The organism is Burkholderia sp. JKS000303, from assembly GCF_002563755.1.
Taxonomy (GTDB): Bacteria; Pseudomonadota; Gammaproteobacteria; order Burkholderiales; family Burkholderiaceae; genus Burkholderia; species Burkholderia anthina_B.
The window spans coordinates 1,841,616-1,854,909 of sequence record NZ_PDBZ01000001.1; the positions used below are offsets into that span (position 1 = coordinate 1,841,616).

General features: G+C 67.8%; 9 protein-coding genes. 6 read left to right on the forward strand and 3 right to left on the reverse strand.

Annotated features, from left to right (window positions below; translation table 11 throughout):
* Positions 1 to 32: 32 nt before the first annotated feature.
* Positions 33 to 647, reverse strand: a complete 615-nt coding sequence (locus BX604_RS08965) for a glutathione S-transferase family protein (protein ID WP_096508290.1) — start codon at positions 645 to 647, stop codon at positions 33 to 35.
* Between the two features lie 446 nt (positions 648 to 1,093).
* On the opposite strand from BX604_RS08965, the gene BX604_RS08970 reads away from it, so the two are divergent.
* Both BX604_RS08970 and BX604_RS08975 read left to right on the forward strand, forming a co-directional pair.
* Positions 1,094 to 1,651 (forward strand): sugar O-acetyltransferase, encoded by a 558-nt coding sequence (locus BX604_RS08970; protein ID WP_098550432.1) that lies wholly within the window; start codon positions 1,094 to 1,096, stop codon positions 1,649 to 1,651.
* Between the two features lie 1,799 nt (positions 1,652 to 3,450).
* Positions 3,451 to 7,023, forward strand: a complete 3,573-nt coding sequence (locus BX604_RS08975; protein WP_098550433.1) for an indolepyruvate ferredoxin oxidoreductase family protein — start codon at positions 3,451 to 3,453, stop codon at positions 7,021 to 7,023.
* Between the two features lie 90 nt (positions 7,024 to 7,113).
* Here BX604_RS08975 and BX604_RS08980 read toward each other — a convergent pair whose 3' ends face one another.
* Positions 7,114 to 8,781: a Na+/H+ antiporter gene (locus BX604_RS08980; RefSeq protein ID WP_098550434.1), complete on the reverse strand. Its 1,668-nt coding sequence runs from the start codon at positions 8,779 to 8,781 to the stop codon at positions 7,114 to 7,116.
* Between the two features lie 289 nt (positions 8,782 to 9,070).
* Between BX604_RS08980 and BX604_RS08985 the strand changes: the two genes are divergently transcribed.
* From BX604_RS08985 to BX604_RS09000, 4 genes are all read left to right on the forward strand, one after another.
* Entirely contained in the window at positions 9,071 to 10,357 is a 1,287-nt protein-coding gene (locus BX604_RS08985; protein WP_098550435.1) for a sensor domain-containing phosphodiesterase, read from the forward strand.
* A gap of 156 nt (positions 10,358 to 10,513) precedes the next feature.
* A complete protein-coding gene (locus tag BX604_RS08990) occupies positions 10,514 to 10,897 on the forward strand; it encodes a hypothetical protein (protein ID WP_098552784.1) in 384 nt (127 codons plus the stop codon).
* On the forward strand, positions 10,894 to 11,298 hold the full coding sequence (locus tag BX604_RS08995) for a hypothetical protein (protein WP_098550436.1): 405 nt from the start codon (positions 10,894 to 10,896) through the stop codon (positions 11,296 to 11,298). Before BX604_RS08990 ends, BX604_RS08995 begins: the two co-directional genes overlap by 4 nt.
* A 94-nt stretch (positions 11,299 to 11,392) precedes the next feature.
* The gene (locus BX604_RS09000) at positions 11,393 to 12,118 is read left to right on the forward strand and encodes a copper homeostasis protein CutC (RefSeq protein ID WP_098550437.1); all 726 of its coding nucleotides are present in this window, start codon (positions 11,393 to 11,395) and stop codon (positions 12,116 to 12,118) included.
* Between the two features lie 115 nt (positions 12,119 to 12,233).
* Here BX604_RS09000 and bioB read toward each other — a convergent pair whose 3' ends face one another.
* Positions 12,234 to 13,253, reverse strand: a complete 1,020-nt coding sequence (gene bioB / locus BX604_RS09005) for a biotin synthase BioB (protein ID WP_098550438.1) — start codon at positions 13,251 to 13,253, stop codon at positions 12,234 to 12,236.
* Positions 13,254 to 13,294: the final 41 nt, after the last annotated feature.

The window sequence follows — 13,294 nt, forward strand, 5'->3', positions numbered from 1 at the left end:
TTGCCGCCCCCGGATGCCGCGTCGCTCACGCGTCACGCATGCAGCAGGCGCGCCGCTTCGCGTTGTTCGACGGCGACCGCGCGGCGATAGCCGTCGCGGTCCTCGGCGCGCGCGACATAGTCGCCGAGCACGCCTTCGTGCGGCAGCAGGTGCGCGTCGAACGCGATCTTCAGCGTGCTGGCGAGCAGCAGGTCGGCCGCGGTGAAGCGGTCGCCGACGAGCCAGCGGCTATGGGCAAGCGCCTGCGAGAGCGCACGCTGCACGCGCGTGATGTTGCCCCAGCCGAACGCGACCGGGTTGCCCGACGCGCCGGTGAATTTCTCGGCCATCGCAGGCTCGAGGCAGGTGGGCGTGAAGAACATCCACTGCAGGAAGCGGCCGCGCAGCGGATCGTCGGGCGCAATGCCGAGCCTCGCGCCCGGACAGCAATCGGCGAGATAGAGCAGCACGGCGCCGGATTCGGCGAACGGTTCGCCGCCGTCGTCGAGCGCGGGCAGCTTGGCCATCGGATTGACCTGGACGAATGCGTCGCTGCCCTGTTCGTGCGACCGCAGGTCGATCGGCACGAGCTCGTAGACGGCGCCGATTTCCTCCAGCATCCACAGCGCCCGGAATGCCCGGGTTTTCGGCCAGTAGTAGAGCTTCATCGCGCCTCCGCGTCTGATGTGCGTGTCGGTTCGGTGGATGCTCAAGCGTACCCGAGCGGGCGAGGTTCGGACAGAGGGGCGAGCGGCAGGGTGACGGCGCGGCGGTGCATAGGGATCGACGGTGAATCTCGCGCAAAGCCAGTCTGCACGGTAGGTCATAGTGAAACTAGTTATAAATTAACTAGTATTAAATTATCTGCTTGAGGCTTGCGCCAAGCGGGGCATCCCTACACTGTTTCGCCGACGTTGCCGTGGTGTCGCAACCCGTCGCGCGAGCATTCGGCGATGCCTGTCGATCTGCTGCGAAACGCGGAAGCCGGGCCGCCGTATCCAGGGCTGCCCGATCATGGAAGTCGAACTCGAAGCGAGGCGATCGCACCCGGTGAATCAGGCGCTCCGATCATGCGCCGAATGCCGGTTCGATTGCGTACGGACAGGGGGCACGAATGGCGAACGACGATCGCACCAGAATCATTCCCCGAAGAACGCCGGAGTCGGCGGCGATGCGTGCCGACCTCGAGCGGACGATGGCCATTACCGCGCGGCTCAACCGTCTGACCTTCGACGATGCGGACGAAGTCCGTCGATTGTTCGGTGAACTGATCGGCAAACCGATGGACGACGGATTTCTTTTGATCCCGCCGTTCTACGCGACAGGCGGCGCCGATACCCGGATTGGCCGCAATGTCTTCGTCAACCAGAACTGCACGTTCTACGATCTCGGCGGCCTCGACATCGGCGACGACGTGATGATCGGGCCGAACGTCAGTCTCATCACGTCGGGGCATCCGGTCGAACCTTCGCGCCGGCGCGACTTCGTCGTGGCCCGGCCGATCGTGATCGGCAGAAACGCGTGGATCGGCGCAGGGGCGACGATCGTCGGCGGCGTGACGGTCGGCGAGAATTCGGTGGTCGCCGCGGGCTCCGTCGTGACCCGCGACGTTCCGCCGGACACGCTCGTCGGCGGAAACCCGGCGCGGGTCATCCGGTCGATTGCGGAGTGAGAGCGTTCGAGGTGACCGGCGCGCTGGATCGGCCGTTGCAGGGCGGATGTGGACAACCCGCCTCTTCGCTCACTCGAAATGCTGTGAATCCGAATGGTGAGCGCCGGCCCGGAGGCCGAATCGGCGGGGCTTTCCGGCATTGGGTGAGCATCATGGGCAGACGCGGGAATCGACCCGGCCGATGTGTCGGCGGCGAATCTTCACGCAATTGCGGGTGTGGATAACCCGGCATCGAAACCACTCGGTACGCTGTGCGTTCGACAGGTGAGGGTAACCGAATGCGGCAGGATACGAGGCAACGGGTGTGGATAACCGGCACGCACAACGACGAAAAATGCTGTGCTTTCGGATGGTGAGTGCTGACGTCCGATTGCCTGAGGGGCTTGTCCGGCGCGGATTTCCGCGCCTTCCGCGTGAATTCGGAGCGTCGCGCATTCTAACGGCTCGTGCGGATTCGCGATAGGTTCGGGTGGGTGTCGCGGTGTGGATATCCGGCCCCGGAAGCGACTCGACGCGCTGTGTATTTCAGCGGTGAGCGTAAGCGCCTGATCGAACCACGCGCCCGCTTCCTGTACGTTGGCATGGCCCGACGCGTCGCGCATTCTAACCGCACTCGCGCATGCGTGTTCCGTTCCGATGGGGATATCCGGCTTCCCAGGCGACTCGTCACGCTGTGCATTTCATGGGTGAAGGTGAGTGCGCGTTCGGCCGGGAGCCAGTACCAGCGCGGCTGACGGCGAGATTCGCGACGCGTCGGGTCGCGCGTCGCTCGGGCCTGTCCACGCTCGAATCAGCATCCTTGTTCGATCGAACGCTTGATGCTCACCATTGGAATGCACAGCATTTCGAGTTGCTGAGGATCGGCCGGCTCATCCCCCTCGATTGGCTCGCGCGTGCGACCCAATGCCAACGCTCACCATTCGGATTCACAGCGTTTCGAGTTGTCGTGGGTTGGGCTATCCACAACCCGATCGGCATCGTCCCGAGATCGTGCGCAGGCGCTCACCATCGAAATTCACAGTGTTTTGAGTGGCTCTGGGTCGAGCTATCCACAACCGGATCGGTGCCGCTTTGCATGCGGGTGTCGACAGCTCGCCACTGAAATTCACGGCATTTCCGGCGTTTGCGGGCAGGAGATGTCGGGTCCGGGCGGCATACGCATGGTGGACAAGGGGCGCTCCCGATATGTGCCGAATGGTGAGAACGCCCGTCGTATCGACGAAACGGGAATGAATCGATGTGGATATCTCTCGCCGACATCCAGTCGTCGCGCTGTGAATTTCAACGGTGAGCCTCGCCCCCGAGCGAACTGCGTACCGATTGCGGTGTGGAAATCCCGGTCCCGACGCCAGTCGAAACCCTGTGCAACCGAAAGGTGAGGGTGCGCATCCGATTGCCCGGGCAGTCCGCAGATGTGGACATCCCGCATCTCCGACCAGTCGGAACGCTGTGCATTTCATCGGTGAGCGCACCCGTCATCAGTCGCTCAAACCCTTGCCACACGGGGCGCGAGCGCCCGTCACCCGGCGCGCCGCCCGCTCGCTGCGCATCCTCGCCGTTTCACGACCATTCATCCGAGCGCCCCGACACGCCATCAACCGCCCGCCAGCACCCCGCGCGAAAACTCTCTCAAATCCCGCCCAAAACCTGCGCAGTTTTTCTCGCTATCGCCCCGCCCGAGCAAGATGAGAAAAAACTTTCTCGCCTCTCCGCGAAAAAATAGAGCTATCCAGCTGCCACGGCCGGCGTCGCCCGACGCCCCCGCGCAGCCCAGAACAGCACAATCCGGAGACATCCCCATGACCGCTCGCCTGCCCGTCGATGGCACGCCCGCACTATCCGACTACCGTCTGACCGACAACCTGACCGCCACGCGCGGCCGGATCTTCCTGACCGGCACGCAGGCACTGGTTCGCCTGTTGCTGATGCAGCGCGCGTCCGACACCGCGCAAGGGCTGAACACGGCCGGCTTCGTCAGCGGCTATCGCGGCTCGCCGCTCGGGATGGTCGACCAGCAGCTGTGGAAGGCGAAGAAACTGCTCGACGGCAGCGGCGTGCGCTTCCTGCCCGCGATCAACGAGGAACTCGGCGGCACCGCGGTGCTCGGCACGCAGCGCGTCGAGGCCGACCCGGAGCGCACCGTCGATGGCGTGTACGCGATGTGGTACGGCAAGGGCCCGGGCGTCGACCGCGCGGGCGATGCGCTCAAGCACGGCAACGCCTACGGTTCGTCGCCGCACGGCGGCGTGCTGGTGGTGGCGGGCGACGACCACGGCTGCGTGTCGTCATCGATGCCGCACCAGAGCGACTTCGCGATGATGGCGTGGCACATGCCGGTCGTGAACCCGTCGAACATCGCCGACATGCTCGAATTCGGCCTGTACGGCTGGGCGCTGTCGCGCTACTCGGGCGCATGGGTCGGCTTCAAGGCGATCTCGGAGACGGTCGAATCGGGTTCGACCGTCGATCTCGACGCGCTGCAGACGCAGTGGCCGGCGCCCGCGGGCTTCACGCCGCCGGCGGGTGGCCTGCACAACCGCTGGCCGGACCTGCCGAGCCTCACGATCGAGGCGCGCCTCGCCGCGAAGCTCGACGCGGTGCGCCATTTCGCGCGCACCCACAGCATCGACAAGTGGATCGCGCCGGGCGCGCAGGCGAACGTCGGCATCGTCACCTGCGGCAAGGCGCACCTCGACCTGATGGAAGCGCTGCGCCGCCTGGATCTGACGGTCGCCGATCTCGACGCGGCCGGCGTGCGGATCTACAAGGTCGGCCTGTCGTATCCGCTCGAGATGACGCGCATCGAGACCTTCGTCGACGGGCTTGCCGAAGTGCTGGTGATCGAGGAGAAGGGCCCCGTCATCGAGCAGCAGATCAAGGACTACCTGTACAACCGCGCGGACGGCGCGCGCCCGCGCGTGCTCGGCAAGCACGATGCGGCTGGCGCGTGTCTGCTGTCCGAGCTTGGCGAACTGCGCCCGTCGCGGATCCTGCCGGTGTTCGCCGACTGGCTCGCGCGCCACAAGCCGGCGCTCGATCGCCGCGAGCGCGTCGTCGATCTCGTCGCGCCGCAGATCCTGTCGAACGAGGCCGATGCGGTGAAGCGCACGCCGTATTTCTGCTCGGGCTGCCCGCACAACACGTCGACGAAGGTGCCGGAAGGCTCGATCGCGCAGGCCGGCATCGGCTGCCATTTCATGGCGTCGTGGATGGAGCGCGACACGACCGGCCTGATCCAGATGGGCGGCGAAGGCGTCGACTGGGCCGCGCACGCGATGTTCACCAACACGAAGCACGTGTTCCAGAACCTCGGCGACGGCACTTACTTCCACTCGGGCATTCTCGCGATCCGCCAGGCAGTCGCCGCGAAAGCGAACATCACGTACAAGATCCTCTACAACGATGCGGTCGCGATGACGGGCGGCCAGCCGGTCGACGGCAGCATCTCGGTGCCGCAGATCGCGCGGCAGGTCGAGGCGGAAGGCGTGTCGCGCTTCGTGGTCGTGTCCGACGAACCGGAGAAGTACGACGGCCACCACGGCCAGTTCCCGACCGGCACGACGTTCCATCACCGCAGCGAGCTCGACACCGTGCAGCGCGAACTGCGCGACACGCCGGGCGTCACCGTGCTGATCTACGACCAGACCTGCGCGGCCGAGAAGCGTCGCCGCCGCAAGAAAGGCGAATTCCCCGACCCGGACAAGCGCCTGTTCATCAACGACGCGGTGTGCGAAGGCTGCGGTGACTGCGGCGTGCAGTCGAACTGCCTGTCGGTCGAGCCGCTCGAGACGCCGCTCGGCCGCAAGCGCCGCATCGACCAGTCGTCGTGCAACAAGGACTACTCGTGCGTGAACGGCTTCTGCCCGAGCTTCGTGACGGTCGAAGGCGCGGCACTGAAGAAGGCCGCGGGCGCGGCATTCGACGAGGCGGCGCTCGCCGCGCGCGTCGACGCGCTGGCGGTGCCGGCGACGCATCTCGACGCGGCGCCGTACGACATGCTCGTGACGGGCGTGGGCGGCACGGGCGTCGTGACGGTCGGCGCGCTGATCAGCATGGCCGCGCACCTCGAAGGCAAGAGCGCGTCGGTGCTCGACTTCATGGGCTTCGCGCAGAAGGGCGGCTCGGTGCTGTCGTTCGTGCGGATCGCGTCGAGCGACCGGTGGCTGAACCAGGTGCGCATCGACACGCAGCAGGCCGACGTGCTGCTCGCGTGCGACATGGTGGTCGGCGCGAGCGCCGAGGCGCTGCAGACGGTGCGCCACCAGCGTTCGCGGATCGTCGTCAATACGCACCGGATTCCGAATGCGTCGTTCGTGCAGAACCCCGACGCGAACCTGCATGCGGACGCGCTGCTCGAAAAGATGCATCACGCGGCCGGCGACGGCTACCTGTCGAGCTGCGACGCGCAGGCGCTCGCCGCGAAATTCCTCGGCGACCCGATCGGCGCGAACATCCTGATGCTCGGCTACGCATGGCAGCTCGGCCTCGTGCCGGTGTCGCTCGCGGCGATGATGCGCGCGATCGAGCTGAACAACGTCGCGGTGCCGATGAACAAGCTCGCGTTCTCGATCGGCCGGATGGCGGCCGGCGACGCGGCCGGTCTCGACGCATTGTGGAATGCGCGTCACGCGGTGGCCGCGCAGGCCGCACCGCAGACGCTCGCCGAGCTGATCGCCGATCGCGAGGCGCGTCTCGATGCCTACGGCGGCGCGCGTTACGTCGAACGCTACCGGGCGCTCGTGAACGCGGCGCGTGCGAAAGGCGACGACGCGCTGACGCGTGCGGTCGCGACGACGTTCTATCGGCTGCTCGCGGTGAAGGACGAATACGAGGTCGCGCGACTGTACGCGGATGGCACGTTCCGCACCGCGCTCGAAGCGCAGTTCGAAGGCGTGCCGGGGCAGGACTATCGCGTGAAGTTCAACCTCGCACCGCCGACCGTCGCGAAGGCGGGCAGCGACGGCAGCGTGCCGAAGAAACGCGTGTTCGGCCAGTGGATGTGGCCGGTGCTCGGCACGCTCGCGCGCGTGCGCAACCTGCGCGGCACGTGGCTCGATCCGTTCGGCCGCACGGTCGAGCGCAGGATGGAGCGTGCGCTCGCGGACGACTACGAGACGACGCTCGCGCGCGCGCTCGCCGTGACGAATGCCGGCAATGCGGCGCAGGTCGCGCAACTGGCCGACCTGCCCGCCCGCGTGCGCGGCTTCGGTCACGTGAAGGTGCGCAATCTCGCCGGCGTGAAGCGCGCGGAGCGCGAACTCGCGCTGCAGCTCGGCATCGACGCGGCGACCAGCGCGGCCGTGCAGCACGCCGTCGACGAGCTGAAGGGCGCCGGGATGCTGAAGGGGATTCCGGTCGTCGTCGCGAAGTAACGCGAACGAGCGGTCGATGTGAAAACGGCGACGCTCGCGCGTCGCCGTTTTTTTATGGCCGGCCGGGCAACGGCACCGCGTGCGCCGGGTTCAGACGATGCCTTTCTTGCGCGTCGACAGCGCGGTTTCCGACAGGTCGATCTCGCGGATCAGCTTGGTCAGCGTCTCGTCCGAAATCTTGCTTTCGCTGCGCAGCCGGTACAGCACCGAACGTTCCGCGCGCACGGCGGCGATGCGCATCTGCAGTTCCATCGTTTCGGCCTGCTTCGCTTCCGCGCGCGGCGTCGGACTGTCCTCGGCGAGTGCGGCGAGGCGGCGGCGGTACTGGTCCATCACGCGTGCGGAGATGTCCGCGCAGCGGGCGGCGCCCGATTCGTCGAGATCGACCGAGATCGCGTCGTGCGACGAATCGATCGCGCGGATCGCGGCCTGCGCGGCGGCCGCGCGGGCGGTGCGCTCCTCGTCGGCGAGCGGGTTGCGCGTCGAGCGCACGCCGCGCAGCAGCAGCGGCAGGCCGATCACCGCGACGATCAGCGAACCGAGAATCACGGCCGACGCGATGAAGATCGCGGTGTCGCGCCCGGGTAGCGGCGCGCCGTCGGACAGCGCGACGGGAATCGACAGCACGCCCGCGAGCGTGACCGCGCCGCGCACGCCGCCGACCGTCATCACCGCGATCGTGCGGATGCCGGCCATCGTGCCCGCGAGGCCCTGGCGTGCGGCGCGACGGCTCGCGATCCAGCGCAGCAGCCACACCCACGTGAAGCGGATCGCATACAGCGCGAGCATCATCGCGCACACGTTGAAGATCATCCGGCCGACGAGCGCGTCGCTCGTGTGGTGCGCATCGACCAGCGCACGGCCGATGATGTGCGGCAACTGCAGCCCCAGCATGATGAACACCATGCCGTTGAACACGAACTCGATCATCGCCCACGTACTTTCGGCGCGCACGCGCGACGCGACCGTGCTTTTACGCGAGAAGCTCGTGTAGTTCATCATCATCCCGGCCGACACCGCCGCGAGCACGCCCGACAGGTCGAGGTGCTCGGCGAACAGATAGGCGGCGAACGGCACGAGCAGCGTCATCACGATGCCCGGGGCCGGATCGCCTTCCTGCTCGGCGTTCAGGAAGCGCGTCGACAGCGCGCTGAACACCCACGACACGACCGCGCCCGTCGCGAGCCCGCCGGCCGCGACGATCACGAACGTGACCGACGCTTCGCGCAGCGAGAACATGCCGGTGAGCGCGGCCGCGACCGCGAACTTCAGCGCGACGAGGCCGGACGCGTCGTTCATCAGCGCCTCGCCTTCGAGGATGTGCATCAGCTGCGGCGGGATGCGGCCTTTGCCGGCGATCCCCGACAGCGCGACCGCATCGGTCGGCGACAGCACGGCCGCGAGCGCGAACGCGATCGGCAGCGGCAACTCGGGTATCAGCCAGTGCGCGAAGTAGCCCACTGCGAGTACCGTCATGAACACGAGCCCGAACGCGAGCATCAGGATCGCGCGGCGCTGCAGGTACAGCTCGCGCTTCGGAATCCGCCAGCCGTCCGCGAACAGCAGCGGCGGGATGAACAGCAGCATGAAGATTTCGGGATCGAACGTGACGTGCAGGTTGAGCTTCGGCCACGCGAGCATTGCGCCGAACGCGATCTGCATCAGCGGCAGCGGGAGCCGCAACGGCAGCAGGCGCGTGATTGCACCGGACAGCGCGACGGTGAGCAGCAGGATCAGGACGGTGAAGACGATTTCCATCGATACGGCAAGTGTGGGAATGAAACGATCGTACGGAGTGTAGCGTGACAGCGTGACAGGTGCGCTCGAGTGCCCGGTGCGCGTGCACGAAAACGGTGCATCGCGGGTGCGCCACGATGGTGCGACGGGGCCGCACACGAGCGCGGCGCCCGTATTCACGGCTTGCACGGAGCTTGCTTGATGCTTGTCTGCCGTCCGGCACGGGCCGGGCAACCGAGGGCTACACCATGACATTGCGCGCGCCGTTTCGAACGCCTGCCGCATTCGACTGCATCACGAGGAGGAAGGTATGACGATCGAGCAACAGGAGCGTCCGGCCGCCGCGTCGCCGTACCGTTTCGAGCTGGAGATGAGTTCCGGCCTCGAACGTCTGGCGACGCAGTATCGCGACCTGACGCTCACGACTGTGTTCCAGCCGATCTTCAGCCTGTCGCACCAGCGCGCGGTGGGCTACGAGGCGCTGTTGCGCGCGCATGACGGGCTCGATCGCGCGGTGTCGCCGCTCGACGTGTTCGGCGAGGCCGCGCGCCGGGGCGAGCTGCTGCAGTTCGACCGGCTCGCGCAGGCGCTGCATCTCGAGAACTTCGGGCTGCTCGGCGCGGAGCGCGAGTGGCTGTTCCTCAACGTGCATCCGGAGGTGCTGACCGATCCGTTCCAGGCCGCCGCGCTGCTCGCGAACCTGAAGCGGCTCGGCATGCCGCCGCGCCGCGTCGTGCTCGAAGTGCTCGAACAGCGCGCGGACGACGTCGAGCGGCTTGCCGACGCCGTGCGCGAATTCCGCGCGCAGGGCTTCCTGATCGCGCTCGACGATTTCGGCGCGGGGCACTCGAACCTCGAGCGGATCTGGCAACTGAATCCGGACATCGTGAAGCTCGACCGCATCATGCTGTCCCACGCGGCGCACCGCACCGGGCTCACCGCGATCCTGCACGGGCTCGTCACGCTGCTGCACGAGGCCGGCAAGCTCGTGCTCGTCGAAGGGATCGAGACCGAGCACGACGCGCAGATCGCGCTGTCGTGCGAGGCCGATTTCGTGCAGGGCTATTACTTCGGCCGTCCGGCGCCCGGGCTGCCCGACAGCGCGGCCGCGACCGGCTGCATCGGCGAGCTGACCGAGCGCTTCCGTCTGCAGACCGATGCGCGCGAGCGGCGCGACGCGCAGCGGCTCGCGCCGTACCTGCGCGCGTTCGAGCGCGCGGCCGAGCGGCTGGCGGCCGGCGAACCGCTCGACGAGGTGTGCTGGAATTTCCTCGCGCTCGACGATGCGGCACGCTGCTTCCTGCTCGACGCGCGGGGCCGCCAGTCGGGCCGCAACGTCGTGCTGCGCGCGGACCGCGCGCTCGCCGAGGCGCGCTTTTCGCCGCTCGCGGATGCGCAGGGGGCGAACTGGCTGCGCCGGCCGTATTTCCGCACGGCGATCGCCGAGCCGGGGCGCGTGCAGGTGACGCGCCCGTACCTGTCGATCAACGAGGCGCAGCCGTGCGTGACGCTGTCGGTGGCCGTGCGCATCGGCGATGCGCAGCACGTGCTGTGCGGCGATATCGACTGGGGCGACGACGCAGCGGACGCCGGCTAGCGCCGCGCGTACCGCCGGCGGTGAGCGGGGCGAGCGGCGCGTACCGGCCGTTGCGTTCGCCGCGCGCTTCCCAGACAATGGCCCGACCGCGGCCATCGTGACCGCGAGCGCGCCGTCCCGGGGGCCACCATGGCGGCGAATAACAAGGAAAACACAATGAAAAGACCGATTTCGCTGACCATTCTCGCGTGGATCATCATCGTGACCAACGCGATCACGTGCATCTATACGCCTTTCACGATCGGCATGCCGACCACCCAGGCGCTGCTGTCGCACTACCTGCTGCCCGTCTGGGCGACGCTCGGCATCAGCGTGATTCTCGAAGTCGTGAACATCGTGATCGGCATCGCGATCCTCAAGGGCCGCGAATGGTCGCGCAAGACCTACATCGCGGTATCCGTGTTCAGCTTCGCGTTCTCGTTCGTCAACATGCCGGCGTCGATGTACGCGGTGCTGATTCCGGGCGTCCTGCTGTTCGCGCTGTTCGTCTACCTGATGTTCCGGCGCCCCGCGACCGCGTATTTCCAGGCGAACGCATGACTGTCGTGCGCAACGCGCTGGCGATCGTGCTGTTCACGATCGCGGGCATGTGCGTGATCACCGCGCAGACACTGGCGTTCCTGAAGCTCGGTCATGCGGGGGCGATGCTCGTGTTCGTCACCGTGCTGTGCGTGTTGTCGGCCGTGCTCCTGGCCGTGGGCGCGTTTGCCGGCGCGTTCCGGCCACGCGCGCGCGGCGCGGGCATCGCGCTTCTCATCGCGACCGCGACCACCGCGTTCGGGATGATCGGCTGGGTGACGCTGCTGTTGGCGCCGGGACTCGTCGAGGTGATGCAGCAGCAGGGCGTGGACGTGAACGCGCGGATGTTCCGGTTCGCGCCCGGCGCCGTGATGACCGGCCTGTCCGCGCTCGTCGGCGTGTGGCTCGCGCGGCGCGGCTGACGACGTGACTCACGGCGCGGCGGCCGGCACGCTGGCGTCCGTCACGCGGCTCGGCTAGGATGCGCGAATTGTCCTGACGATTCGCGGGCCGCCCATGAACCGAAACGCCGCCTCTTCCGTCCTCCTCGAAGTGATCGCCACGACCGTCGGCGATGCGAAGGCCGCCGCCCGCGCGGGCGCAGACCGGCTCGAACTCGTCACCGCGATCAGCGAAGGCGGGCTCACGCCGAGCGTCGGCCTGATCGAGGCCGTCGTGGCCGCCGTGCCGATTCCCGTCAACGTGATCGTGCGCCCGCACAGCCGCGCGTTCGTCTACGACGCCGACGACCTGCGCGTGATCGAGCGCGACGTTCGTGCGGCCGTTGCTGCTGGCGCGAACGGTGTCGTGTTCGGCGCGCTCGATGCGCGCGGCGACGTCGATCTCGACGCGCTCGCGCGCATCGCCGCCGCCGCGAACGGGCGCGACCTGACGTTCCATCGCGCGTTCGACGTGTCGCGCGATCTGAATGCCGCGTTCGACGCGCTGCTGCGCGTGCCGGCCGTCACGTCGGTGCTGACCTCCGGCGGCCATCCGTCGGTGCTCGACGCGGCCGCGACGATTACGCGCCTGGTGCGGCAGGCCGCCGGCTCGACGTGCACGGTGCTGGCCGGCTCGGGGCTCACGGTCGATGCGGTCGGCGATTTCGTGCACGCCACCGGCGTACGCGCGGTGCATTTCGGCTCGGGCGTGCGGCCGCGCGGCGAGGTGCTGGCGCCCGTCGACGCGCAGCAGGTCGCGCGCGTGCGGGCCGCACTCGACGGCGCGGCGGCGCACGTGTGACGCGCACGCGCGCGGCCCGCGCAACGTGCCGCGCAACCCGGTTCAGACGGCCGGATGAAAAAAAGCCGGGGCATGCCCCGGCTTTTTCGTCTGCGCGCCAAACGCGATACCGTGCTTACGCGTTCTCCGCCAGCCCGTCCGCCTGGCTCGAGCGGATGCCGAGGCGTTCGAACAGCGCGCGGTCGCGCTGCGTCTGCGGGTTGCTCGTCGTCAGCAGCTGATCGCCGTAGAACATCGAGTTCGCACCCGCGAGGAAGCACATCGCCTGCATCGCGTCGTCGAGCTGCTCGCGGCCGGCCGACAGGCGCACGACGGCCTTCGGCATCGTGATGCGCGCAACCGCGATCGTGCGCACGAACTCGAACGGGTCGAGCGGCGCGGTGCCTTCGAGCGGCGTGCCTTCGATCGCGACGAGGTTGTTGATCGGCACCGATTCCGGGTACGGGTTCAGGTTCGCGAGCTGCGAGATCAGGCCCGCGCGTTCGCGGCGCGATTCGCCCATCCCGATGATGCCGCCGCAGCACACGTTGATGCCCGCATCGCGCACGCGGTCGAGCGTGTCGAGGCGATCCTGGTACGTGCGCGTCGAGATCACCTGACCGTAGAACTCCGGCGACGTGTCGAGGTTGTGGTTGTAGTAGTCGAGGCCGGCGTTCGCGAGCTGCTGCGCCTGCTCATCCTCGAGCATGCCGAGCGTCATGCAGGTTTCGAGGCCCAGCTCCTTCACGCCGCGCACCATCTCGGTCAGCGCCGGCATGTGACGCTCCTTCGGATTACGCCACGCCGCACCCATGCAGAAGCGGCTCGCGCCGTTCGCCTTGGCCGCGCGCGCGGCGTCGAGCACCGTATCGACGTCCATCAGCTTCTCGGCCTTCAGGCCCGTGTCGTGATGCGACGACTGCGAGCAGTAGCCGCAATCTTCCTCGCAGCCGCCCGTCTTGATCGACAGCAGCGTCGACAGCTGCACCGCGTTCGCGTCGAAGTGCTCGCGGTGCACCTGCTGCGCGCGGAACATCAGGTCGTTGAACGGCAGCGCGAACAGCGCGACGACGTCCGCGACGCGCCAGCGCTGCGACGTCGGTGCGGCCACGGGGATCGCGTCGGGTTGCACGGCGGCGGTCTGGGCTTGGGTCATGGTGGTTTTCCTGTCGTGGATTCGTGGATTCGGGGATGGGG

Bases quoted from the DNA above. Each gene is read 5' to 3' on its own strand.
- BX604_RS08975 (WP_098550433.1), top strand. From the start codon at position 3,451: ATGACCGCTCGCCTGCCCGTCGATGGCACGCCCGCACTATCCGACTAC.
- BX604_RS08990 (WP_098552784.1), top strand. From the start codon at position 10,514: ATGAAAAGACCGATTTCGCTGACCATTCTCGCGTGGATCATCATCGTG.
- bioB (WP_098550438.1), bottom strand. From the start codon at position 13,253: ATGACCCAAGCCCAGACCGCCGCCGTGCAACCCGACGCGATCCCCGTG.
- BX604_RS08995 (WP_098550436.1), top strand. From the start codon at position 10,894: ATGACTGTCGTGCGCAACGCGCTGGCGATCGTGCTGTTCACGATCGCG.
- BX604_RS08970 (WP_098550432.1), top strand. From the start codon at position 1,094: ATGGCGAACGACGATCGCACCAGAATCATTCCCCGAAGAACGCCGGAG.
- BX604_RS08965 (WP_096508290.1), bottom strand. From the start codon at position 647: ATGAAGCTCTACTACTGGCCGAAAACCCGGGCATTCCGGGCGCTGTGG.
- BX604_RS08985 (WP_098550435.1), top strand. From the start codon at position 9,071: ATGACGATCGAGCAACAGGAGCGTCCGGCCGCCGCGTCGCCGTACCGT.
- BX604_RS08980 (WP_098550434.1), bottom strand. From the start codon at position 8,781: ATGGAAATCGTCTTCACCGTCCTGATCCTGCTGCTCACCGTCGCGCTG.
- BX604_RS09000 (WP_098550437.1), top strand. From the start codon at position 11,393: ATGAACCGAAACGCCGCCTCTTCCGTCCTCCTCGAAGTGATCGCCACG.